The organism is Streptomyces camelliae, from assembly GCF_027625935.1.
Lineage (GTDB): Bacteria > Actinomycetota > Actinomycetes > Streptomycetales > Streptomycetaceae > Streptomyces > Streptomyces camelliae.
In genome coordinates this window covers 2,932,789-2,955,392 of the sequence record NZ_CP115300.1, presented here as the reverse complement: position 1 = coordinate 2,955,392, position 22,604 = coordinate 2,932,789, and the positions used below count along the sequence as shown (strand labels likewise).

Sequence of the window (22,604 nt, the reverse complement as noted above, 5' to 3'; positions counted from 1 at the left end):
TTCACGGGCAGGGCTATTACTGAATCGACAGGGGAGGACGATCACGGTGAACAGGACCCCGGTGTACGCCACCGCCATCCGTGGCATCGCGGTGCCGAAGCAGCGCTCCGCCCCGGCCACGGTCGTCCGCGACCTGCGCGACCGGTCGGGCCGCAGCCCCCGCGCCCTGCTCTTCGGCCCCGGGGACCTGGTGGTGATCACCGGCCTGCCCGGCAGCGGCAAGTCGACCCTGATGCACCGCACGGTGACCGGCCGGCGCATCGACTCCCAGGACACCCGCGACCGCTGGGACGCCCGCGTCCCCCGCTTCGTCCCCTACGCGCTCTACCGCCCGCTGGTCCGCCTCGCCCACTACGCCGGTCTGCGCCGCGCCCTGCGCGACGGCGAGGGCGTCGTCGTGCACGACTGCGGCACGCAGCCCTGGGTGCGCGGCTGGCTCGCCCGCGAGGCCCGCCGACGCGGCGGCACCCTCCACCTGCTCCTGCTCGACGTGGCACCGGAGACCGCCCGCGCAGGTCAGCGCGAGCGTGGCCGCGGCGTCTCCCGCTACGCCTTCACCCGCCACCGCCGTACGACCGCCCGCCTCCTCGCCGCCGCGGAGCGGGGCGAGCTGCCGGCCGGTGTCGGTTCGGCGACCCTGCTGGACCGGGCCGCGGCGGACACCCTGCACCGGATCGACTTCACCGGATGAGGGGGACCGTGTTCACACGGTGAGGGGACTGTCACAGCCACCCGCTAGCCTTCATGGTCACAGCAGTGGTTCCCAGCAGGCGGTAGGCAGATGGACTTCCCGGCGGACTTTCCCGCGGACTTCCCGGCACAGACACACCCCCACCCGCACGGCGGTTGGCCCGGCAACGAGCTGGAGGAGGTGCTCTCGGCCTCCCTCGGCATTCCCGCCGCGGCCGGCCGGATCATCGAGGTGCTGGGCCGCAGCTTCCTGTGGATCCCGCTGCCCAACGGCGGCGGGCCGGGCAGCGGCACCCTCGACCTGCCCACGCTGGAGCTCGACGGCCAGGCCTACGTCCCGGTGTTCAGCTCCGAGGAGCAGCTGCGCCAGGCGGCCGGCTCCCACATGTCGTACACCATCGCCCCGGCCGTGGAGTTCGCCCGCGGCCTGCCCCCGCAGGTCGGCCTCGCCGTGAACCCGGACGCGCTGGTCGGCATCCCGCTCCCGCCGGCCGCCGTGGCCGAGCTGTGCCGCGCCGGCCGCACCCCCCTCGACGGCGACCCCGACACCGGCGGCCGGGTCCGTCTCTTCGAGCCCGACTGGCAGGACGACCCGGTCGACTTCCTCTCCGCCGCGTCCGCCGAGTTCGCCGAGACCGGCGTGGTCCTCACCGCCCGCCGCTGCCTGGCCGCCATCGAGACGGACGACCCGGTGATGTTCATAGGCGTGGAACTCTCCCAGTGGGAAGGCGACCTCCGCACCCGCCCCATGGACGCCCTGGCCCGAGCCCTGGGCAGGGTCCCGGTCGCCTGGCCGGTCAGCCTGGTCCTCCTGGACGTGACGGACGACCCGGTGGCGCAGTGGCTGAGGACGCACGTGCGGCCCTTCTACCAGTACGGCCACTGAGGCGCGCCCCGAAGGGGCGCGGGGTTGTGTCCGATATGCGGCTCCGCCGCGTGGGCGCGAGAACCACGCACGACCCCGCACCCGCGTACGAACAGAAGGCCCCGAGCTACCAGGCGAATAAGCTGTCCCAAAACACGGGGCACTGAAAAGAAGGGCACGCAAGGTGAGCGCGAGCCACAGCGGCAGCGTGGAGCACACACTCCGCCAGGTCACGCCCGGACGCTACGACGCCTACGAGGCCCTGCTGCGCGCCCTCGCCACCCCCTCCTCCGGCCAGATCTGGATGCTGCTCTGGCACGGCCAGGCCGGCTCCCCGGACGCCCAGTACGGAAACATGGAGGTCGACGGCTTCCACTACGCCCCCTGCGTGACCTCCGCCCAGGAGCTCTCGGCCAGCGGCTGGAACCGGTCGTACGAGCTCGTCGACGGCCTCGACGTGGCCCGCACCCTCTATCCCGACCACTACGGCCTCTGGCTCAACCCGCACGCCCCGGGCGGCGGCGTCGGCATCCCCTGGCTGGACCTGCGCCGCATCGCCACCGGCCTGGACCGCCAGCCCGCCGGCCCCCTCCGCCTCACCGAACCCGGCATCGAGATCCCGCAGTTCTACGCCCTGCTCGCGCAGAACGCCCACCGCACCCCCGCCCTGCGCTCCCTGCGCCGCGCCTGGGTGCAGCCAGCGCTCGGGGCGCCGTACCTCGCGATCGGCCTGGACGTGTACGACACCTCCCCGGCCGCCGTCGACTCGGTGCGCGCGATGATGCAGCAGTCCATCGGCGCGGTCCCCGAGGGCCTGCCGGTGTCGACGGTCGCGATGACCGACGACCACGACCCGGTCGTGATGTGGATGCGGGCCAACGCCCGCCCCTTCTACGACCGTGACGCCCACGCGGCCGTACCCCCGGCGCACCCCCAGCCCCAGGCCCAGCCGCAGGCACCCGCCGCCGGTTACGGCTATCCGCCGGTGCACGGTGGTTACTGAAGCAACGGTTCGCAGAATTTACGTGGTTGACACATCTCTGCGCGCGTAGACACACCTCTTGCGTCCGGAACTGCGCAGATTCGCCGTTGTGTCCCAACTGGACCACGTCCGGGAGGCGTTACCGGGTGTTCGGATAACGGATTCCCTCGCACTCCATCACGGTTGTGCATACTTTCGCCGTCAGACCTGGCGGGTGATCACAACGACGCTGAAGACTCCCCACTCAGGCAGGGGGGTCAAACCTCATGCCGATGGCAAGTCGACAAAGCCGCAATCCGCGGCAGGCGCAGGCCGGTCACCACCGGCGAGAGGGGTCGCTCACCGTGACCGCACCGATCGAGACCACCGGGGCGGCAGCCGAAGCGCAGCCGGAGGCTGTGCTGGCGGGAGCCGAGAAGGGGCAGATCGAGGGTCGTTCCCTGGGGCAGATCGCCTGGACCCGGTTCAAACGGGACAGGGTCGCCGTGGCCGGCGGCGTCATCGTGATCCTGCTGATCCTCCTGGCGGTCCTCTCGCGGCCCATCCAGGCCATGCTCGGCCTCGACCCGAACGCCTTCCACCAGGACCTGATCGACGCCGACACCTCGCTGCCCAAGGGCGGCTGGGGCGGCATGAGCGGGTCTCACCTGCTGGGCGTCGACCCGAAGTTCGGCCGGGACATCGCCACCCGCATCCTCGAAGGCTCCTGGGTCTCCCTGGTCGTGGCCTTCGGCGCCACGATCCTGTCCAACGTGATCGGCGCCGTCATGGGTGTCGTCGCCGGCTACTACGGCGGCCGGGTCGACTCGATCATCAGCCGACTGATGGACACCTTCCTCGCCTTCCCCCTGCTGCTGTTCGCCATCGCCATCTCCGCCACCCTCCAGGGCGGCGCCTTCGGCCTCAACGGACTGCCGCTGCACCTGAGCGTGCTCATCTTCGTGATCGGCTTCTTCAACTGGCCCTATCTGGGCCGGATCGTGCGCGGCCAGACGCTCGCCCTGCGTGAGCGCGAGTTCGTCGACGCCGCCCGCGGCATGGGAGCCAAGGGTCCGTACATCCTCTTCCGCGAGCTGATGCCCAACCTGGTCGGCCCGATCATCGTCTACTCGACGCTGCTCATCCCGACCAACATCCTCTTCGAGGCGTCCCTGAGCTTCCTGGGCGTCGGCATCCAGCCCCCGCAGGCCTCGTGGGGCGGCATGCTCCGGGAAGCCGTCACCTACTACCAGGTCGATCCCGAGTACATGATCGTGCCGGGCCTCGCCATCTTCATCACCGTCCTGGCGTTCAACCTGCTCGGCGACGGTCTCCGTGACGCTCTCGACCCCCGCAGCCGCTAGGCAGCCCCGAGAGTCCTTCTAAGTTTCCGATCAATGGAGGGGAAGCAGACCATCATGCGAAGGTCAGCACTTGCCGCGGTCGCGGCCCTCGGCTCCGCCAGCCTGCTGCTTGCAGGCTGCACCAAGGCCGATGACAACAAGGACGGCGGCAGCACCCCGAAGGCGGCCGGTGCCAACGCGGCGACCACGGGAGTCGTCAACGCGTCCGACAAGAAGGGGGGCACGGTCGTCTACGAGATGTCCGACGTGCCGGACTCCTTCGACCCGGGCAACACGTACTACGCGTACATGTACAACTTCAGCCGGCTCTACGCCCGCCCGCTGATGACGTTCGAGCCCGCCCCCGGCTCGAAGGGCAACACCCTCGTCCCGGACCTCGCCGCGAGCAAGGGCGTCCCGAGCGACGGCGGCAAGACCTGGACGTACAAGCTGCGTGCGGGCCTGAAGTACCAGGACGGCACGCCGATCACCTCGAAGGACGTCAAGTACGCCGTCGAGCGGTCCAACTTCGCGCGTGACGTGCTCTCGCTCGGCCCGAACTACTTCCAGCAGTTCATGCAGGACGGCGACAAGTACAAGGGCCCGTACAAGGACAAGGACCCCAAGGGCCTGTCCTCGATCGAGACGCCCGACGACACCACGATCGTCTTCCACCTGAACCGTCCGTTCCAGGAGTTCGACTACCTGGTCTCGGCCCCGCAGACGGCTCCGGTGCCGCAGTCCAAGGACGACGGCGTCGACTACGTCAAGCACATCGTGTCCTCCGGCTCCTACCAGTTCCAGAGCTACGAGGAGGGCAAGCAGGTCGTCCTGGTCCGCAACAAGAACTGGGACCCGAAGACCGACCCGCTGCGCAAGCAGTACCCGGACAAGATCGTCGTCAAGCTGAAGGTCAACCAGGAGACGATCGACCAGGACCTCCAGTCCGGCGACGCCACCGTGGACCTCGCGGGCACCGGTGTCCAGGCCTCCACCCAGGCCAAGCTGCTCACCCAGGCCGACGGCAAGGCCGCGACCGACAACACCTACGCCGGCCGCCTGGTCTACATGGCCATCAACACCAAGGCCAAGCCGTTCGACAACGTGGCCTGCCGCAAGGCGGTCGAGTACGCCATCGACAAGGTCTCCGTGCAGACCGCAGAGGGCGGCCCGATCCGCGGTGAGGTCGCCTCCACCGTCCTGCCGCCGGACATCACCGGCTACCAGAAGGCGGACGTCTACGCCTCCGCGGGCAGCCACGGTGACGTGGCCAAGGCCAAGGACCAGCTGAAGGCCTGCGGCAAGGGGCCGATCACCACCAACATCTCGGCGCGCTCCGACCGTCAGCAGGAGGTCGACGCCGCCACGGCGATCATCAACTCGCTGAAGAAGGTCGGCATCAACGCCAGCCTGAAGCAGTACCCGCAGGGCAAGTACTTCACCGACTACGCCGGTGTGCCGAAGTTCACCGAGCAGCAGAACATCGGCCTGATCATGATGCAGTGGGGCGCCGACTGGCCCTCCGGCTACGGCTTCCTGCAGCAGATCCTGAACGGCAAGGCGATCAGCCAGTCCGGCAACACCAACCTGTCGCAGTACGACAACAGCAAGGTCAACGACACGCTCGCCCAGGCGATCGCCGAGCCGGACGTGGCCAAGCGCAACGCCCTGTACGCGCAGATCGACCAGCAGGCGATGGACGACGCCGTCCTCGTCCCGCTGACCTACTTCAAGGTCCTGCTGTACCGCTCGCCCTGGGCGACCAACGTGGTCTCCACGGCGGCCTTCAGTGGTCAGTACGACTACCTCAACCTCGGCACCACGAAGAAGTAGCAGCCCCGGAAGGCAGGTGAAGGCATTGGTGCCCGCGGGCCTCACGGTCCGCGGGCACCAGCGCCGGTCCCCGTGATCTCGTACATCCTCCGCCGGACGTTCGCGGCAGTGATCCTGCTGCTGGTCGTCACCGCGGTCACCTTCGCCATCTTCTTTCTGCTGCCGCGACTCGCCGGCCAGACAGCGGATCAGCTGGCGCAGCAGTACATCGGCAAGAGCCCGTCGAAGGCGGACATCGCCGCGGTCAAGCACAACCTCGGTCTGGACCAGCCCATCTACGTCCAGTACTGGCACTTCATCAAGGGGATCGTGGCCGGCGCCACCTACGACCTCGGCCCCACCACGGTGCACTGCGACGCACCCTGCTTCGGCTACTCGTTCAAGACCCACCAGGCGGTCTGGCCGGACCTCACCTCACGCATGCCGGTGACGATCTCGCTGGCCAGCGGTGCCGCCGTGCTGTGGCTGCTGTCGGGTGTGGTGGTCGGTGTCATCTCCGCGCTGAAGCCGCGCTCGTTCTTCGACCGCACCTTCATGGGCGTCGCGCTCGCCGGTGTCTCGCTGCCCATGTTCTTCACGGGCAACCTGGCGCTGCTGCTCTTCACCGACCCCGGTCCGTGGCCGATCTTCGGCAAGGAATACGTCCCGTTCACCACGAACCCCTCGGAATGGGCCAACACCCTCTTCCCGGCGTGGTGTTCGCTCGCCCTGCTGTACTCCGCCGTGTACGCGCGACTCACCCGCTCGGGCATGCTGGAGACGATGAACGAGGACTTCATCCGCACCGCCCGGGCCAAGGGCCTGCGCGAGCGGAGGGTCGTGGTCCGGCACGGACTGCGCGCCGCGCTCAGCCCGATCCTCACGGTCTTCGGCATGGACCTCGGTCTGCTGCTCGGCGGCGCCGTGATCACCGAGACCGTGTTCTCGCTGCACGGCGTCGGTGAGTACGCGGTGGCCGGCATCACCGACAACGACCTGCCCAAGATCCTCGGCGTGACCCTCCTCGCCGCCTTCTTCGTAGTGATCGCAAACCTTGTGGTGGACGTGCTCTACGCCGCCGCCGACCCGCGGGTGAGGCTCTCGTGACCGAACTCTCCAAGACCGGCGCGGCAGCCGGCGAGCCCACCGACGCGCAGCCGGAGGCGTCCCGCGCCTTCCTCGAAGTCCGCGACCTCAAGGTGCACTTCCCGACCGACGACGGCCTGGTCAAGTCCGTCGACGGACTGTCCTTCTCGCTGGAGAAGGGCAAGACCCTCGCCATCGTCGGCGAGTCCGGCTCCGGCAAGTCGGTCACGTCGCTCGCCATCATGGGCCTGCACCGGCTCGGAGCGCGCGGCAAGAACGTGCAGATGTCCGGCGAGATCTGGCTGGACGGCAAGGAGCTGGTCGCCGCGTCCCCGGACGAGGTGCGCAGGCTCCGCGGCCGCGAGATGGCGATGATCTTCCAGGACCCGCTGTCCGCGATGCACCCCTACTACAAGGTCGGCGACCAGATAGTCGAGGCCTACCGGGTCCACCACGACGTCAGCAAGAAGGTCGCCCGCACGCGGGCCATCGAGATGCTCGACCGGGTCGGCATCCCCGAGCCGGCCAAGCGCGTCGACGGCTACCCGCACGAGTTCTCCGGCGGTATGCGCCAGCGCGCGATGATCGCCATGGCGCTGGTGAACAACCCCGAGCTGCTCATCGCGGACGAGCCGACCACCGCCCTCGACGTGACCGTCCAGGCGCAGATCCTCGACCTGATCCGGGACCTGCAGAAGGAGTTCGGCTCCGCGGTCATCATGATCACCCACGACCTCGGTGTGGTCGCCGAGATCGCCGACGACGTCCTCGTGATGTACGGCGGCCGCTGCGTGGAGCGCGGCGCGGCGGACGAGGTCTTCGAGAAGCCGCAGCACCCCTACACCTGGGGCCTGCTCGGGTCGATGCCCCGCATCGACCGGGAGACCTCCGAACGGCTCATCCCGGTCAAGGGCCAGCCGCCGAGCCTCATCAACGTCCCCTCGGGCTGTGCCTTCCACCCGCGCTGCCCGTACGCGGACACCCCCAAGGGGAACGTCACCCGCACGGTGCGCCCCGAGCTGGAGCAGGTGAGCACCGGGCACTGGTCCGCCTGCCACCTCCCGGCCGAGGACCGAGAGCGGATCTGGACCGAAGAGATTGCGCCGAAGCTGTGAGTGAGACGACCAAGAACCAGTCCGCCGACGGTGAGGTGCTGCTCAAGGTCGAGGGCCTGACCAAGCACTTCCCGATCAAGAAGGGCATCCTGCAGCGCCAGGTCGGCGCCGTGAAGGCCGTCGACGGCATCGACTTCGAGGTGCGCAAGGGCGAGACCCTGGGCGTGGTCGGCGAGTCGGGCTGCGGCAAGTCGACCATGGGCCGGGTCATCACCCGGCTGCAGGACCCGACCGACGGCACGATCACCTTCGACGGCCAGGACATCACGCGGCTGAACACCGCGCAGATGCGCCCGCTGCGCCGCGACATCCAGATGATCTTCCAGGACCCGTACGGCTCCCTGAACCCCCGTCACACCATCGGCTCGATCGTCTCCGCGCCGTTCCGGCTGCAGAACGTGGAGCCCGAGGGCGGGGTCAAGAAGGAGGTCCAGCGGCTCCTCGAACTGGTCGGCCTGAGCCCCGAGCACTACAACCGCTACCCGCACGAGTTCTCCGGCGGTCAGCGCCAGCGCATCGGCATCGCCCGCGCGCTCGCCCTGAAGCCGAAGCTGGTCGTCGCGGACGAGCCGGTCTCCGCGCTGGACGTGTCGATCCAGGCGCAGGTCGTGAACCTCATGGACGACCTCCAGGAGGAACTCGGCCTGACCTACGTGATCATCGCCCACGACCTCTCGGTCGTCCGGCATGTCTCGGACCGTATCGCGGTGATGTACCTCGGCAAGATCGTGGAGCTGGCCGACCGTACCTCCCTGTACGAGGCGCCGATGCACCCGTACACGAAGGCGCTGATGTCGGCGGTCCCGGTGCCGGATCCCAAGCGCCGGGGCCAGAAGAGCGAGCGCATCCTGCTGCGTGGCGATGTGCCGTCGCCGATCGCGCCGCCCTCGGGCTGCCGCTTCCACACCCGGTGCTGGAAGGCGACGCAGATCTGCAAGACGACCGAGCCGCAGCTGGTGGAGCTGAGGCCGGGTCAGCGGGTCGCCTGCCACCACCCGGAGAACTTCGCCGACCAGGCTCCCCAGGACACCGTCCTGCTGTCGGCCGCGAAGGAGGCCGCCGAGCTGGTCGCCGACGAGGTGCTCGCCGAGTCGGCCCAGACCTCGCAGGCCCTGGCGAGCGCCGTCGCCGAGGAGGAGGCGGGGGCCGAGGAGGCTACGGCCGAGGAGGCGGAGGTGTCTGAGGAGGCCTCGGCTTCCGAGGAGGCCGAAGTGTCCGAGGAGTCTTCCGCTTCGGAGGAGTCTTCCGCTTCGGAGGAGTCTTCCGCTTCGGAGGAGGCTTCGGCTTCGGAGGAGGCCGAGGCTGCTGAGGAGACGGCCGCTTCCGAGGAGGCTTCGGCGCCCGAAGAGGCTGAGGCGTCCGAAGAGGCTGAGGCGTCCGAAGAGACCGCGGAAACCGAGGCCGAGGCCGAGGCCGAGGCTGTGGCTGCGGCCGACGAGCCTGAGGCCGACGGGAAGCCGGCGTCCTCCGGCAAGGCGGAGGTCACCGGTACGAAGGACAAGTCCGCCGGTACCGCCGACGACCAGGACTGACCGGCTCCCTGACACAGCGATGCCCCGCCCTCGTACGGACGGGGCATCGGTGTGTCAGCCGACATGTACGGACACCACAGTGACACCTCAGAACGGCGGCCGGCCCCGTGCCCGGCGCGTGGTCATCACCGGGGCCGCCCGGGACTTCGGCCGGACCCTCGCGATCTTCTTCGCCCGGCGCGGCGACGAAGTCCTGCTCTCCGCACGGGACGTGAGGGCGGCGCAGCGCACGGCCGACGAGATCCGCGGCCTCGGTTTCGACAAGGTGCACGCCTTCCGCTGTGACCTGGCGGACCCGGCATCGGTGCGTGCCTTCGCCGACGGGATCGCCGAGGTGACCGATCACATCGACGTGCTCGTCAACAACGGCGCCCGCTGGCTGCCCGGCGACGACCTCGCCTCCGCCGCCGACGAGGACATCGCGGCCACCGTGGCCTCGACCGTGACCGGCACCGTCCTCGTCACCAAGCATCTGCTGCCGCTGCTGCTGAAGTCCGACCGGCCCGACGTGGTCAACCTGATCTCGTCGGCCGGGCTCACCGGCAACCACCGTACCCAGGCCCACGCCGCCTTCTACGCGGCCAAGCACGGCCAGGCCGGTCTCGCCGACCTGCTCTCGCCCCAGCTGCGGCCGCACGGCGTACGTGTCATCTCGCTGTACCCGCCCGACTTCAGCAACCCGGACCCGCTGGGCCCGGACTGGGACACGACGCCGCGCGGGGCGGGCGACAAGCTCACCGCACACTCCCTCGTGGACTGCGTCATGTTCGCGATCGACCAGCCACGGGACTGCTTCATCAGGGCGTTCCACTTCGAACAGGCGGGCTGAGTAAAAATAGGGGGTGCTTCAGCCTCTCTTCACCCCCTCTGTCCAGCACACGCTCGATGTCATCGGCATCTTCGTGTTCGCGATCTCCGGCGCGCTGCTGGCCGTCCGGAAGAACTTCGACGTGTTCGGCATCGCCGTCCTCGCCGAGGTCACCGCGCTGGGCGGGGGCCTGTTCCGCGACCTGATCATCGGGGCCGTACCCCCGGCCGCCTTCACCGATCTCGGGTACTTCCTCACCCCCCTGCTCGCCGCCCTCGTCGTCTTCTTCCTGCATCCGCACGTGGAGCGGATCCAGGCGGCGGTGCTCGTCTTCGACGCGGCCGGCCTCGGCCTGTTCTGTGTCAGCGGTACGACGAAGGCGTACAGCTACGGCCTCGGTCTGACCGCGTCGGCGACGCTGGGCCTCGCGACCGCCGTCGGCGGCGGCGTGCTGCGGGACGTGCTCGCCAACGAGGTGCCCTCACTGCTGCGCTGGGACCGCGACCTGTACGCGGTCCCAGCGATCGTCGGCTCGACGATGGTCGTGCTCTGCATCCGCTACGGCGCCCTGACCCCCCTCACCAGTGGGCTCGCGGTCGTCACCGCTTTTGTGCTCCGCCTGCTCGCGATGCGGTTCCACTGGCGAGCTCCGCGCGCGTGGAACCGCCGGTCGACGGTGACAGAGGACTGAGCGGGGTGGACGTGTGGGTGTGCCCGGGGGCGCTGTGCCCCGTCATCTGCAGCGTCAGCCACTCGAACACCGTCGGCACCTGCGGCCGCCACAGCGCCATCGAGTGCCCGCCCATGCTGCGCGGCAGGAACACCACCCGCACGTACGTCGGCGGCTTCGCGATCTGCTCCAGCGCGACACCGGCCTGGTAGCCGTCGCCGTTCTCACCGGAGATGTACAGCGAGATCCTCGGCGGGGTGCGGTAGTTCTTCAGGATGTAGTAGGGGTTGTTGGCCCGCCGCAGCTCTTCGCTTCCCGCGGCCAGCGAGTTGCGCTCGCCGATCGGGTCGTTGTAGCCGGAGAGACTGATGGCGGCCCGGTAGCGGTCGGGGTGGGCGACGGCGAGCTTGGTCGCGCAGTGGGCGCCGGCCGAGTAGCCGGCCGCGGCCCAGCCGTCCGGCGCGGACTGGGCGCGGAAGTTGTCCGTGATCATCTTCGGTACGTCGATGCTCAGCCAGCTGTCCGCGTTCACCGTGCCGGGGATGTTGGCGCACCCGGTGTCGATCTTGGCGATCAGGTTCGTGCGCGGGGACACCAGGATGAACGGCGCGACCTGGCCGCTCCTCATCAGCGGTGCCAGCTGCTCGTGCACCTTCATGGACCCGAACCAGGCCTTCGCCGAGCCCGGGTAGCCCGACAGCAGTTCCACGACCGGGAACTTCTTGTTCTTGTACGCCGGGTCGTTGTACTGCGGCGGCAGCCAGACGTAGACCTCGGCGTTCACGCCCGACACCCGGCCCTTGAGCTGGGTGACCTGTACCCCGCCGGCCGCGTGCATACCGGGACCGTCGGCCTGGGTGAACTTCTGCTGCACCTTGGGCAGCTTCTTGTACGCGATTCCGCCCGTGCCGTCGGCGCCGAGGTTGGCGGCCTGCTGCACATGGTTGCCCGTGCCGATCAGGTCGGCCCAGTTGTCGTACAGGTTGTTGGCGTTGTTGACCAGCACGAAGACCAGGGTGATGGCGGTGACCTGGGCGAAGAGGAGCATCAGCACGCGGGCCGCGGCGCGCAGGGCCTTGGGCCCGCGCACCCGCGACCACAGAACGAGCGGCAGTATCAGGGCGACCACGGCCAGCACGATGGTCGTGTAGAGGAACGGAGTCCCGGTGAGGCTCATGTCCCCATAGAGGGGAATCGGATGCCAGAGGTTGTGGACGTCTCCGGACACTTACCTAGAAATTGCCGGAACCTCACCCGTGAGGGGGAACCGGAGGCGAACGGTAAGACGAAGCCTAGCAGCAGAAAGCTACCGCTTAGTAGTTTCCTGTTGTACCGTTCATCCATGCCAGAAGCAGCTTCCGCACCGTCCCCCACGCTCGGCTGCGCTCGCGCGGGGGGATCCCCAGCACCGGCCGTGATCGGCGACAGCGAGTTCGACCGCGACACCGCGGTCACCCGGCGCGAGCCCGGTGTCTACGACATCGACCTCTCGGCAGGCTGGACCATCATCAGCGCCGTCAACGGCGGCTATCTGCTGGCCGTGCTCGGCCGGGCCCTCGCGGACACGCTCCCGCACCCGGACCCCTTCACCATCTCCGCGCACTACCTGACCGCGTCCCACCCCGGCCCGGCGGTCGTCCGCACGGAGACGGTCCGCACCGGCCGCACCCTCTCCACCGGCCAGGCCTCCCTCTTCCAGTACGACGACGCGGGCAACGAGGTGGAGCGCATCCGCGTCCTCGCCTCGTACGGCGACCTCGCGGAGCTCCCCGACGACGTCCGCACGACGGCGACCCCGCCCGCGATCCCGCCCCTGGACCAGTGCTTCGGTCCGGAGGACGGCCCGGCACCGGTCGAGGGCAGCTCGGCCATCGCGGACCGCCTGATGCTGAAGCTGGACCCGTCGACGCTCGGCTGGGCCCTCGGCGCCCCCTCCGGCAGGGGCGAGATGCGCGCCTGGTTCGGCCTGGCCGACGGCCGCGACGCGGACCCCCTCTCGCTCCTCCTGGCGGTGGACGCCCTGCCCCCGACGGCCTTCGAGATCGGCCTCAAGGGTTGGGTCCCCACGGTGGAACTCACGGTCCATGTCCGCCACCGCCCGGCCCCCGGCCCGCTCCGGGTCGCCATCACCACCCGCAACCTGGCCGGCGGCTTCCTGGAGGAGGACGCCGAGGTCTGGGACACCGAGAACCGCCTGGTCGCCCAGTCCCGCCAGCTCGCCCGCGTCAGGCTCAGCTGAGCGCCGTACCGGTCCCCGTCAGGCGTGGCACGGGTGTGTGCCGCGGCTCCGTCCGGCCCCCTGTCAGGCGTGGTCGAGGGGGGTGCGGCCGAGCCAGGCGGCCAGTTGCTGGTAGGGGTCGGCGTTCTCGGGGGCCTGGGTGCGGGGGGCGAAGGGGGTGGCGGTGTCGCGGGGGCGGGAGTCGGGCAGGACGGTGCGGGCGGTGGTGAGGGCGAACTCGGCCAGTTCCGGGTCGAGTTCGTGGGGGTGGCCGAGGGCCTCGGCGAGGTCCCAGGTGTGCGTCACGATCTCCATCACGCTGCATCCGATATGCGGCTGCCGCCGCGTGGCGGACAGCGCCGCGTGGCCCGGGACCTCGCTTCGTGGCGCGGGTGAGCGCCGTGCCGGCCCCCTGTCAGGCGTGGTCGAGGGGGGTGCGGCCGAGCCAGGCGGCCAGTTGCTGGTAGGGGTCGGCGTTCTCGGGGGCCTGGGTGCGGGGGGCGAAGGGGGTGGCGGTGTCGCGGGGGCGGGAGTCGGGCAGGACGGTGCGGGCGGTGGTGAGGGCGAACTCGGCCAGTTCCGGGTCGAGTTCGTGGGGGTGGCCGAGGGCCTCGGCGAGGTCCCAGGTGTGCGTCACGATCTCCATCACGCTGCATCCGATATGCGGCTGCCGCCGCGTGGCGGACAGCGCCGCGTGGCCCGGGACCTCGCTTCGTGGCGCGGGTGAGCGCCGTGCCGGCCCCCTGTCAGGCGTGGTCGAGGGGGGTGCGGCCGAGCCAGGCGGCCAGTTGCTGGTAGGGGTCGGCGTTCTCGGGGGCCTGGGTGCGGGGGGCGAAGGGGGTGGCGGTGTCGCGGGGGCGGGAGTCGGGCAGGACGGTGCGGGCGGTGGTGAGGGCGAACTCGGCCAGTTCCGGGTCGAGTTCGTGGGGGTGGCCGAGGGCCTCGGCGAGGTCCCAGGTGTGCGTCACGATCTCCATCACGTAGCCGGACAGCGCCGCGTGGCCCGGGACCTCTCCCCAGGGGACGCGCACCGTGCTCGTCATCCGCTCGTCGCTCTCCCAGGCCTTGAGCACCCGGTTCCTGATCTCGTCGTAGGCCGCGGCCCAGCCGTCGTCCTCGACGTCCCCGGCGATCGGCTCGACGGCCATCCCGTCGCCGCCCTCGCCGACCACCGCGATCCGCCCGGAGCCGCCGACGATGTGGCTCAGCAGACCGCGTACGTCGAACTCGGTACAGGGGGTGGGGCGGGTCAGGTCCTCGGGGCGTACGGCGCTGATCAGCGCGGACGCCTGTGCGGTGGCGCGGGTGTAGACGGGGCGCGGGTCGGTGAAACCGTCGGTGGTCATGAGCTGCCTCTCTCGCTGGGCTGGTGCGCCGAGCATCCCCGGATAACCTGACAGACTCCGTCAACATTTGCGCCCGGCCCGCGCGGGGCGCGATGCTCACCGTGTGAAGTCCGACCGGCTGCTGTCGATCCTGCTGCTCCTGCAGACCCGGGGCCGGGTCCCCGCCCATGAACTCGCCGACCGGCTGGAGGTGTCGGTCCGCACCATCTACCGGGACATCGAGGCGCTGTCTGCCTCCGGTGTCCCGGTGTACGCCGAGCGCGGCCGGCACGGCGGCATCGAACTCCTCGCCGGATTCCGCACCGACGTCACCGGCCTGACCGCCGACGAGTCCCGGGCCCTGTTCGTCCTGGCCGCGCAGGGCGCCCACGCCGAGCTCGGTCTCGACGCGGCGCTCGGCTCGGCCCTGCGCAAGGTCATGGCCGCGCTCCCGGCCCCGTACCGGCCCGCCGCCGACCTCACCAGCCGCCGCATCCTGGTCGACGCCACCCGCTGGCGCGTCGGACCCCGGCAGAGCGCCGACCTGGCCGCGCTCCAGGACGCCGTCTTCTCCGACCGGCGTCTGCGGCTGCGCTACCGGCACAGCGGGGAACAGGAGCCGCGGACGTACACCGTGGACCCGTACGGCCTCGTCGCCAAGGCGGGCGTCTGGTATCTGGTCGCCGACCGGCGCGGCCGTCCGCAGCTGTTCCGGGCCGACCGGGTGCACTCGGCCAGGCTCCTCGACGACCCCGTACGGCGCAGGGACGGGGTCGAACTCGCCGACGCCTGGGAGGTGTTGCGCCGCCAGGTGGAGGAGCGGGACGGCGGGATCGAGGTCACCGTCCGGCTCCGGCGCACCTTCCTGGACGTCTTCCGGCGGATGGCGGCCGCCGAGCTGACCGCCCTGCCCGACGACGACGGCACCGGCGAGTGGGTCACCGCCCGGCTGACGTACCCGGTGCTGCGCGCGGTGCGCCAACTCCTGGCCTTCTCCGACCGGGTGGAGCTCCTGGACCCGCCCGAGGCCCGTGCGGAACTGCTGGCGGGTGCCCGTTCCGTCACGGCTCTGTACCAGGAGCCCGGGGAAGCGGAATTGACAGCCGGGGGACAGGAGAGGCTCAAGTACCGCCAAGGCGGCGTTGGTTGAGTGCGGCTCTCAGGACCTCCTCATCCGCACCGGAGCTGATTCTCATGAAGCGCGCCCGTCTCGCCCCCGCCGTCGCCCTGCTGGCCCTGTCCCCGCTGCTCCTCGCCGCCTGCGGCTCCGGTGACTCGTCGTCCTCCTCCGGGTCCTCCGGCGGCGGCAACTCCGGTCAGCAGCAGGCCTGTTCGGCGCCGTCGGGCATGCCCAGCGCCGGGGCGCAGCGACGCCGGCCGAGCGGGGCACCGTCCGGCATGCCCTCGGGAGCGTCCACGGCCAAGCCGACCGGCGCTCCCAGCGGGATGCCGTCGGGCATGCCGAGCGGCGGTCCGGCGGGCGGCGGCCGGGGCGGCTCCGGCGGCGGTCCGGCCGGCGGCGGTCAGGGTGGCGGCTGCGGCGGCCAGGGCGGTGGGCAGAACGGCGGCCAGGTTCAGCAGGGCTGACCGAAAAGGACCGTCGGCCGTACGCCGGCGGGGGCGGCACGCACCGGACGTGCCGCCCCCACCGTATGCGTACGGTCGTTCAGCCGAGCCAGTGGCTGCGGCCGATCGTGATGAGCCGCAACTGCCGCAGGGCGCGCTGCGTGACCCGCTCCCGCTCCTCCGCCGGAGCCTCCTGCGCCTCCAGGAACAGCGAGGCGGTGATGAGCATCTGGTCGACGTAGAGATGGGCGAGCATCAGCAGGTCGTCGTCGTTCCAGCCCTCGGCCTCGGGGTCCTTGGCCAGCTCGGTCTTCACCTCCTCGGCGAACCGGGCCAGTTGGTCCCGTATCGCCTCCCGCACGGGCTGCACTCCGCCGTGCCGTTCCCGGGCGATGAACCGCACGTGCGCCGGGTGAGCGGCCACGTGATCGGCGATCAGCCGCACGGCGCGCGTGATGCGTTCCTCGCTGTCGCCCGTCGTCGACACCGTCGTGCGCACCATCGGGTGCAGACTGCCCAGCGCCTCGTCGACCAGCGCCACCCCGAGGTCGGCGGTCGAGCGGAAGTGCCGGTAGAAGGCGGTCGGGGCGACGCCGACCGCCCGGGTGACCTCACGCAGACCCAGGCTGCTCAGGCTCTGCTCCTCCAGCAGCGCGAGCGCGGCGTCGAGGAACGCCTGCCGGGTCTTCTGCTTCTGCGCCTGCCGGATGCCGAGGGTGTGACTCATGTCATCCAGTTAACAACTGTTCTCCGGAATTGGAAAGCCGCGGAAGGCGCTAGACTCGAAGTCAGTGAACAACTGTTACTACAACTGTTCACCCAAACTTCACAACGGCATCCCGGAGGGGGGATCCGATCCCGTGCTGTTCCTCGTCGTCGCACTCATGCTCTTCGGAGTCGTACTGGGCACCGTCGCCCACGCGCCGCTCACCGTCACCGGCCTCATCGCCGCCGTCATCGCCGTCTGGCTCGGCGTGTTCGCCATCCGCGAGCGCCTCGGCCGCCGGCGCCGTACGACGGTCAACTGACCGTCCGCCACGACTTCCTGGAGCTGACCACCATGCAACTCACCGCACCCGTCACGAGCGGTACCGACACCCGCAGGCGCGCACGCGACGCCGATGGCATGGCCGTGGCGTCCTTCATCCTCGGCCTGCTCGGCCTGCTCGTCCTCAACATCTTCCTCGGCCCGATCGCCATCGCCCTGGCCGCGGTCTCCCTCTGGCGGGGCACCACCCGCCGCGGCCGCGCCGTGCTGGGCCTCGCCCTGGGCCTCGCGGACCTGGCGGTCCTGGTCCTGTCGATGCAGCTGAGCCACACGGTTTCCTGGAGTCTGTGACCGGCCGGCCGACTCCCGCGCAAGAAGGCGCATCCGAGGCCGGGCCCAGCCGTGCGGGACCCGTAGAATCGGGCTCACCATGGCTTACCTCGACCACGCCGCGACGACCCCCATGCTCCCGGAGGCGGCAGAGGCACTCACCGCCCAGCTGAGCATCACGGGCAACGCCTCCTCCCTGCACGCAGCCGGCCGCCGGGCCCGCCGCACCGTCGAGGAGTCCCGCGAAACCCTCGCGGAAGCGCTGGGCGCCCGCCCAAGCGAGGTCGTCTTCGCCTCGGGCGGCACCGAGGCCGACAACCTCGCCGTCAAGGGCCTGTACTGGTCCCGCCGCGCCGCCGACCCGGCCCGCACCCGGGTGCTGGCCAGCCCCGTCGAACACCACGCCGTCCTCGACGCCGTCCACTGGCTCGGCGAACACGAGGGCGCGACGGTCGAGTACCTCCCCGTCGACTCCTACGGCCGCGTCCACCCCGAGGCCCTGCGGGACGCCATCGCCCGCAATCCCGGCGACGTCGCCCTGGTCACCGTGATGTGGGCCAACAACGAGATCGGCACGATCCTGCCGGTGCGCGAACTCGCCGACGTCACCGCCGAGTTCGGCATCCCGCTGCACGCCGACGCGGTCCAGGCCTTCGGCCAGGTCCCGGTCGACTTCGCCGCCTCAGGCCTCGCTGCGATGACTGTTTCCGGCCACAAGATCGGCGGCCCGTACGGCATCGGGGCGCTGCTGCTCGGCCGTGAGCACACCCCCGTCCCCGTCCTGCACGGCGGCGGCCAGGAGCGCCATGTCCGCTCCGGCACCCTCGACGTCCCCGCCATCGCGTCCTTCGCCGTCGCCGGCCGGCTCGCCGCCGAGCGGCGCGCGGAGTTCACCCGCGAGGTCGGCGCGCTGCGCGACCAGTTGATCGACGCCGTGCGTGACGCCGTACCGGACGCGATCCTCGGCGGCGACCCGGCACCCGAGGGGCGGCTTCCGGCCAACGCCCACTTCACCTTCCCCGGCTGCGAGGGCGACTCCCTGCTGCTCCTGCTGGACGCCCAGGGCATCGAGTGCTCCACCGGCTCCGCCTGCACCGCGGGCGTCGCCCAGCCCAGCCATGTGCTGCTGGCCACCGGTATCGACCCGGAGCTGGCCCGCGGCACCCTGCGCTTCTCCCTCGGCCACACCTCGACCGAGGCGGACGTGGAGGCGGTGGCGAAGGCGATCGGCCCGGCGGTGGAACGGGCGCGGGCGGCGGGCCTCAGCTGAGCATCCGGGCCGGGACATACAGCGACCTACAAGGCGGGTTCCCTTCGCCGGTATTGTCCGGATCAGGTAGTAGGGGTCGCCTTCCGGTCCAGTACTTGCGACCTTCCGGCCTCTCAGCCCGAGCGTCGACGTCGGCACCAGCGGAGACTCGTACCTCTCGGTGAAGGGAGATCCTGTATCTCTCGCTGAAGTCGGCTACTCCGCTTGAACTCCCTCACTCGTCTTGTAGGTCTAATACAAGGATAAATCGGGACCTATCGTGCGCAAGGGGTCTGGCCTTGATTTTTTCAGCCGCTTCAAACTTTTCGGGGGCTCCTCCCGGGCCCCGTACCCTGGAGGGGCTATGACTGAGACCCCGCAGCGCCCCCTCCGCGTCCTCGCCGCCATGTCCGGCGGAGTCGACTCCGCCGTAGCCGCCGCGCGCGCCGCGGAAGCCGGCCACGACGTCACCGGCGTCCACCTCGCGCTCTCCGCGAACCCGCAGTCCTTCCGCACCGGCGCGCGGGGCTGTTGCACCATCGAGGACTCGCGCGACGCCCGCCGCGCGGCCGACGTCATCGGCATCCCGTTCTACGTCTGGGACCTCGCCGACCGCTTCCGCGAGGACGTGGTCGAGGACTTCGTCGCCGAGTACGAGGCCGGCCGCACCCCCAACCCCTGCCTGCGCTGCAACGAGAAGATCAAGTTCGCCGCGCTGCTCGACAAGGCGCTCGCGCTGGGCTTCGACGCGGTGTGCACGGGCCACTACGCCAAGGTGATCGTGCGCGAGGACGGCTCCCGTGAGCTGCACCGCGCGTCCGACATGGCCAAGGACCAGTCGTACGTCCTCGGTGTGCTGGACGACCGGCAGCTCGCGCACGCCATGTTCCCGCTCGGTGACACGGTGACGACGAAGGACGAGATCCGCGCGGAGGCCGAGCGGCGCGGGCTGGCGGTCGCCAAGAAGCCCGACTCGCACGACATCTGCTTCATCGCCGACGGCGACACCCAGGGCTTCCTCGCCCAGCGCCTGGGCAGGGCCGAGGGCGACATCGTGGACGAGTCCGGCGCCAAGCTGGGCACGCACGAGGGGGCGTACGGCTTCACCATCGGCCAGCGCAAGGGCCTGCGGATCGGCACCCCGGCCCCCGACGGCAAGCCGCGCTACGTCCTCGACATCTCCCCGGTGACCAACACGGTCACCGTCGGCCCCGCGGCCGCCCTGGACGTCACCGCCCTGACCGCGATCAAGCCCCGCTGGTGCGGCACCGCCCCCACCGGCCCCGGCACCTACACCGCCCAGCTGCGCGCCCACGGCGGCGAGACCGAGGTCACCGCGGAGCCGGTCGACGGCGAACTCCGCGTCACCTTCACCGCGCCGGTCCGGGGTGTCGCCCCCGGCCAGGCGATCGTCCTGTACGACGGCACGCGCGTGGTCGGCTCGGCGACGATCGCGACGACCACGCGCGCGACAGCGTCCGCGGTGTAGCTCTCACGGGGTACGTCGGCGGCGTGGCTCTCCGGGGGTACGCCGCCGGATCCTCAGCCGGTGAATCCTCAGCAGCCGGTGAATCCTCAGCCGGTGAAGAAGTCGGCCAGCACCGGCCCCAGCACCGCCGGCTCCACCATGTGGGTCTGCCCCGGAAGCACCCGGTAGGTGCCCTGGGGCACCGCCTCCGCGACGGCCTGGGCCGACCGGTGCATCCACTCCGGGCTCGCCCCGCCCACGACGGACAGCACCGGCACGGAGACCGCCGCGAGCCGCTCGCGCGGGAGCAGTCCGTCGCCCATGACGGCGTCGTCGTACGCGAGACTCGGTGCCACGGCCTCCATGCCGGCCCACATCGGCGACTGCCGGGCTCCCTGGATCATCTCCTCGCCGAGCCCGGTCAGCCGCAGGAACAGCTCCACCGCGTCCCCGCGCCGGCCGTCGGACAGTGCCTTGCTCAGCTGCTCCTTGTACACGGCCTCGCGCTCGGCGCCGCCCTGGAGGAAGTCGGCGTACGGCACCTCGTACACCGCCGCCCGGCGCAGCGGCAGCCCGCTCGCCGCCGCGCGGAGCACCAGCGCACCGCCCGAGGAGACCCCGAACAGCGAGGCGTCCCCGCCGACCGCGTCGAGCAGCGCGGCCAGGTCCTCCACCTCACGCGCGACCTCGTACGGCGCCGTGTCCCCGCTCGCGCCGCGGCCCCGGCGGTCGTACACGACGGCCGTGCAGCGGTCCGCGAGCCGGGCGGCCAGGGGTGCCACGGTGCCGCCGGTGGACATCGCGCCGCACACCAGGATCACCGCGGGCCCCTGGCCGGTCACTTCGTACGCGAGGGCGGTGCCGTCGCGGGAAGTCGTCTTCTTGTCCATGTCGGTGCAGACTGCCGTACCCGCATGGACTCATCGCTCACGACACGTCGACGTCGTAGAAGCAGAAGTGATCCTTGATCTCCGAGACTCCCGGCTTGGGGTCGGGGTACGCCCAGACCAGGTCCGGCGCGTCCGGCAGCGACCAGTACGACGCCGTGCCCTTGAAGGGGCAGACGGTGTGGGTGTCCGAGGGGGTCAGCAGGTCGAGGCGTACGTCCTCGGCGGGGATGTAGTACCGCGCGGGACAGCCCGTCTCGCGCAGCACCAGGGGACGGTCGGACTCCGCGAGCACCAGATCGCCGTGCACCACGCGCACGTGCCGCTCGCCCTGCTCGATGGTGATGGTGTGTCCTTCGGTCATATCCGGACAGCACCGGCGGGCGCCCGGTTCTTCCCGCGTACGGTGGGGGCCATGAACATCTGCGTCTTCCTGTCCGCCGCCGACCTCGACGAGCGTTACACGCGCCCCGCGCGCGAGTTCGCGGAACTGCTCGGCAAGGCCGGCCACACCCTGGTGTGGGGCGGCTCCAACGTCGGTCTGATGAAGGTCGTCGCCGACGGGGTGCACGAGGCGGGCGGCAGGCTGCTGGGCGTGTCCGTGGACTTCCTCGCGAACAAGGCGCGGCCGGGCGCCGACGAGATGGTCATCGCCGCCGACCTCGCCGAGCGCAAGAAGCTGCTGCTGGAGAAGGCCGACGCCGTGGTGATCATGGTGGGCGGCACCGGTACGCTGGACGAGGCCACGGAGATCCTGGAGCTGAAGAAGCACGGCCGCACCGAGAAGCCGGTCGTGCTGCTGAACACCGCGGGCTTCTACGACGGCCTCAAGGAGCAGTTCCGCCGCATGGAGGCCGAGGGCTTCCTGCCGCGTCCGCTGGCCGAGCTGATGTACTTCGCCGAGGAACCCGTCGCCGCGCTGGCCCACCTGGAAGGCCACCTGGGCGCCCGCTGATGCGAGCATGGCGGGCATGGCTACTCATGTGATCACCGGCGCCGGTTCCGGCATCGGCGCCGCCGTCGCCCGCCGGCTGCACGCGCGCGGGGACGACATCGTCCTGCACGCGCGCGACGCGGGCCGCGCGAAGGAGCTGGCGGCCGAGTTCCCCGGCGCCCGCACCCTGGTGGGCGACCTGGCAGACCCGGACCGGCTCTCCTGGGCGTTCTCCCACCAGACGCTCCCCGACCGGGTGGACTCCCTGCTCCACATCGCCGGGGTCGTCGACCTGGGCGAGGTCGGCGACCTGACCACCAAGTCCTGGCACCACCAGCTCAACGTCAACCTGATCGCCCCGGCCGAGCTGACCCGGCACTTCCTGCCCCAGCTGCGCGCCGCCCGCGGCCATGTGATCTTCGTCAACTCAGGGGCCGGCCTGAGCGCCCACGCGGGCTGGTCCGCCTACGCCGCCTCGAAACACGGCCTGAAGGCCCTGGCCGACTCCCTGCGCCAGGAGGAACACGCAGCCGGCGTCCGCGTCACCACGGTGTACCCGGGCCGCACGGCCACCCCCATGCAGACCAAGGTCCACCAGCAGGAGGGCAAGGACTACGACCCCGCGAAGTGGATCGATCCCGAGTCGGTCGCCACAACGATCCTCATGGCCCTGGACCTGCCCAGGGACGCCGAGGTCAACGACCTGACGGTACGGCCGGGCCGGTGACCTCCAAGGCCGCCGACGCCGCCACGATCC

At 70.7% G+C, this 22,604-nt stretch carries 26 protein-coding genes; 19 read left to right on the top strand and 7 right to left on the bottom strand.

What is annotated here, in order from left to right; genetic code table 11:
* Window positions 1-46: 46 nt before the first annotated feature.
* The 10 genes from O1G22_RS13290 (at window position 47) to O1G22_RS13245 (ending at window position 10,903) form a co-directional block, all read left to right on the top strand.
* Window positions 47-691: an AAA family ATPase gene (locus tag O1G22_RS13290; protein WP_270081547.1), complete on the top strand. Its 645-nt coding sequence runs from the start codon at window positions 47-49 to the stop codon at window positions 689-691.
* Between the two features lie 90 nt (window positions 692-781).
* On the top strand, window positions 782-1,576 hold the full coding sequence (locus tag O1G22_RS13285) for an enhanced serine sensitivity protein SseB (RefSeq protein ID WP_270081546.1): 795 nt from the start codon (window positions 782-784) through the stop codon (window positions 1,574-1,576).
* 163 nt (window positions 1,577-1,739) lie between these two features.
* Window positions 1,740-2,558 carry an enhanced serine sensitivity protein SseB C-terminal domain-containing protein gene (locus O1G22_RS13280; protein ID WP_270081545.1) on the top strand — a complete coding sequence of 273 codons (819 nt, stop codon included), beginning with the start codon at window positions 1,740-1,742 and terminating at the stop codon, window positions 2,556-2,558.
* 323 nt (window positions 2,559-2,881) lie between these two features.
* Window positions 2,882-3,880 (top strand): ABC transporter permease, encoded by a 999-nt coding sequence (locus O1G22_RS13275; protein WP_270081544.1) that lies wholly within the window; start codon window positions 2,882-2,884, stop codon window positions 3,878-3,880.
* A 54-nt stretch (window positions 3,881-3,934) separates the two neighbouring features.
* The gene (locus tag O1G22_RS13270; protein ID WP_487416674.1) at window positions 3,935-5,692 is read left to right on the top strand and encodes an ABC transporter substrate-binding protein; all 1,758 of its coding nucleotides are present in this window, start codon (window positions 3,935-3,937) and stop codon (window positions 5,690-5,692) included.
* Between the two features lie 72 nt (window positions 5,693-5,764).
* Window positions 5,765-6,778, top strand: coding sequence for an ABC transporter permease (locus O1G22_RS13265; protein ID WP_225099390.1), 1,014 nt, complete (start codon window positions 5,765-5,767; stop codon window positions 6,776-6,778).
* On the top strand, window positions 6,775-7,872 hold the full coding sequence (locus O1G22_RS13260) for an ABC transporter ATP-binding protein (protein ID WP_270081542.1): 1,098 nt from the start codon (window positions 6,775-6,777) through the stop codon (window positions 7,870-7,872). Before O1G22_RS13265 ends, O1G22_RS13260 begins: the two co-directional genes overlap by 4 nt.
* The gene (locus O1G22_RS13255) at window positions 7,869-9,404 is read left to right on the top strand and encodes an ABC transporter ATP-binding protein (RefSeq protein ID WP_270081541.1); all 1,536 of its coding nucleotides are present in this window, start codon (window positions 7,869-7,871) and stop codon (window positions 9,402-9,404) included. Before O1G22_RS13260 ends, O1G22_RS13255 begins: the two co-directional genes overlap by 4 nt.
* A 79-nt stretch (window positions 9,405-9,483) precedes the next feature.
* Window positions 9,484-10,233: an SDR family oxidoreductase gene (locus O1G22_RS13250; protein ID WP_270081540.1), complete on the top strand. Its 750-nt coding sequence runs from the start codon at window positions 9,484-9,486 to the stop codon at window positions 10,231-10,233.
* Between the two features lie 13 nt (window positions 10,234-10,246).
* Window positions 10,247-10,903: a trimeric intracellular cation channel family protein gene (locus O1G22_RS13245; RefSeq protein WP_225099386.1), complete on the top strand. Its 657-nt coding sequence runs from the start codon at window positions 10,247-10,249 to the stop codon at window positions 10,901-10,903.
* On the opposite strand, the gene O1G22_RS13240 is transcribed toward O1G22_RS13245, so the two are convergent.
* Window positions 10,812-12,059, bottom strand: coding sequence for an alpha/beta hydrolase (locus O1G22_RS13240; protein ID WP_270081539.1), 1,248 nt, complete (start codon window positions 12,057-12,059; stop codon window positions 10,812-10,814). The two genes, O1G22_RS13245 and O1G22_RS13240, sit on opposite strands and share 92 nt — an antisense overlap.
* A gap of 165 nt (window positions 12,060-12,224) precedes the next feature.
* On the opposite strand from O1G22_RS13240, the gene O1G22_RS13235 reads away from it, so the two are divergent.
* The gene (locus tag O1G22_RS13235; RefSeq protein WP_270081538.1) at window positions 12,225-13,121 is read left to right on the top strand and encodes a thioesterase family protein; all 897 of its coding nucleotides are present in this window, start codon (window positions 12,225-12,227) and stop codon (window positions 13,119-13,121) included.
* A gap of 63 nt (window positions 13,122-13,184) precedes the next feature.
* On the opposite strand, the gene O1G22_RS13230 is transcribed toward O1G22_RS13235, so the two are convergent.
* The 3 genes from O1G22_RS13230 to O1G22_RS13220 form a co-directional block, all read right to left on the bottom strand.
* Window positions 13,185-13,418 (bottom strand): DinB family protein, encoded by a 234-nt coding sequence (locus O1G22_RS13230; protein WP_333492245.1) that lies wholly within the window; start codon window positions 13,416-13,418, stop codon window positions 13,185-13,187.
* 97 nt (window positions 13,419-13,515) lie between these two features.
* Window positions 13,516-13,749: a DinB family protein gene (locus O1G22_RS13225; RefSeq protein ID WP_333492245.1), complete on the bottom strand. Its 234-nt coding sequence runs from the start codon at window positions 13,747-13,749 to the stop codon at window positions 13,516-13,518.
* Between the two features lie 97 nt (window positions 13,750-13,846).
* The gene (locus tag O1G22_RS13220; RefSeq protein WP_270081537.1) at window positions 13,847-14,446 is read right to left on the bottom strand and encodes a TIGR03086 family metal-binding protein; all 600 of its coding nucleotides are present in this window, start codon (window positions 14,444-14,446) and stop codon (window positions 13,847-13,849) included.
* A 103-nt stretch (window positions 14,447-14,549) separates the two neighbouring features.
* Here O1G22_RS13220 and O1G22_RS13215 point away from each other — a divergent pair, with 103 nt between their 5' ends.
* On the top strand, window positions 14,550-15,575 hold the full coding sequence (locus O1G22_RS13215) for a helix-turn-helix transcriptional regulator (protein WP_270081536.1): 1,026 nt from the start codon (window positions 14,550-14,552) through the stop codon (window positions 15,573-15,575).
* A 44-nt stretch (window positions 15,576-15,619) separates the two neighbouring features.
* A complete protein-coding gene (locus O1G22_RS13210) occupies window positions 15,620-16,012 on the top strand; it encodes a hypothetical protein (RefSeq protein ID WP_270081535.1) in 393 nt (130 codons plus the stop codon).
* 79 nt (window positions 16,013-16,091) lie between these two features.
* Here the strand turns inward: O1G22_RS13210 and O1G22_RS13205 are convergent, their stop codons facing one another.
* Entirely contained in the window at window positions 16,092-16,718 is a 627-nt protein-coding gene (locus tag O1G22_RS13205; RefSeq protein ID WP_270081534.1) for a TetR family transcriptional regulator, read from the bottom strand.
* Between the two features lie 133 nt (window positions 16,719-16,851).
* On the opposite strand from O1G22_RS13205, the gene O1G22_RS13200 reads away from it, so the two are divergent.
* The 4 genes from O1G22_RS13200 (at window position 16,852) to mnmA (ending at window position 20,047) form a co-directional block, all read left to right on the top strand.
* Window positions 16,852-17,019: a hypothetical protein gene (locus O1G22_RS13200; protein ID WP_270081533.1), complete on the top strand. Its 168-nt coding sequence runs from the start codon at window positions 16,852-16,854 to the stop codon at window positions 17,017-17,019.
* Between the two features lie 32 nt (window positions 17,020-17,051).
* Window positions 17,052-17,330 carry a DUF4190 domain-containing protein gene (locus tag O1G22_RS13195; protein ID WP_270081532.1) on the top strand — a complete coding sequence of 93 codons (279 nt, stop codon included), beginning with the start codon at window positions 17,052-17,054 and terminating at the stop codon, window positions 17,328-17,330.
* Window positions 17,331-17,409: 79 nt separating this feature from the next.
* On the top strand, window positions 17,410-18,579 hold the full coding sequence (locus tag O1G22_RS13190) for a cysteine desulfurase family protein (protein ID WP_270081531.1): 1,170 nt from the start codon (window positions 17,410-17,412) through the stop codon (window positions 18,577-18,579).
* A gap of 343 nt (window positions 18,580-18,922) precedes the next feature.
* Complete coding sequence (gene mnmA, locus O1G22_RS13185; protein ID WP_270081530.1) at window positions 18,923-20,047, top strand: tRNA 2-thiouridine(34) synthase MnmA; 1,125 nt, start codon at window positions 18,923-18,925, stop codon at window positions 20,045-20,047.
* Window positions 20,048-20,133: 86 nt separating this feature from the next.
* Here mnmA and O1G22_RS13180 read toward each other — a convergent pair whose 3' ends face one another.
* Both O1G22_RS13180 and O1G22_RS13175 read right to left on the bottom strand, forming a co-directional pair.
* Window positions 20,134-20,916, bottom strand: coding sequence for an alpha/beta fold hydrolase (locus tag O1G22_RS13180; RefSeq protein ID WP_270081529.1), 783 nt, complete (start codon window positions 20,914-20,916; stop codon window positions 20,134-20,136).
* Between the two features lie 37 nt (window positions 20,917-20,953).
* Window positions 20,954-21,277, bottom strand: coding sequence for a DUF427 domain-containing protein (locus O1G22_RS13175; RefSeq protein WP_270081528.1), 324 nt, complete (start codon window positions 21,275-21,277; stop codon window positions 20,954-20,956).
* Between the two features lie 51 nt (window positions 21,278-21,328).
* On the opposite strand from O1G22_RS13175, the gene O1G22_RS13170 reads away from it, so the two are divergent.
* Complete coding sequence (locus O1G22_RS13170; protein ID WP_225099373.1) at window positions 21,329-21,868, top strand: LOG family protein; 540 nt, start codon at window positions 21,329-21,331, stop codon at window positions 21,866-21,868.
* 7 nt (window positions 21,869-21,875) lie between these two features.
* Window positions 21,876-22,574 carry an SDR family oxidoreductase gene (locus tag O1G22_RS13165; RefSeq protein ID WP_270081527.1) on the top strand — a complete coding sequence of 233 codons (699 nt, stop codon included), beginning with the start codon at window positions 21,876-21,878 and terminating at the stop codon, window positions 22,572-22,574.
* Window positions 22,575-22,604: the final 30 nt, after the last annotated feature.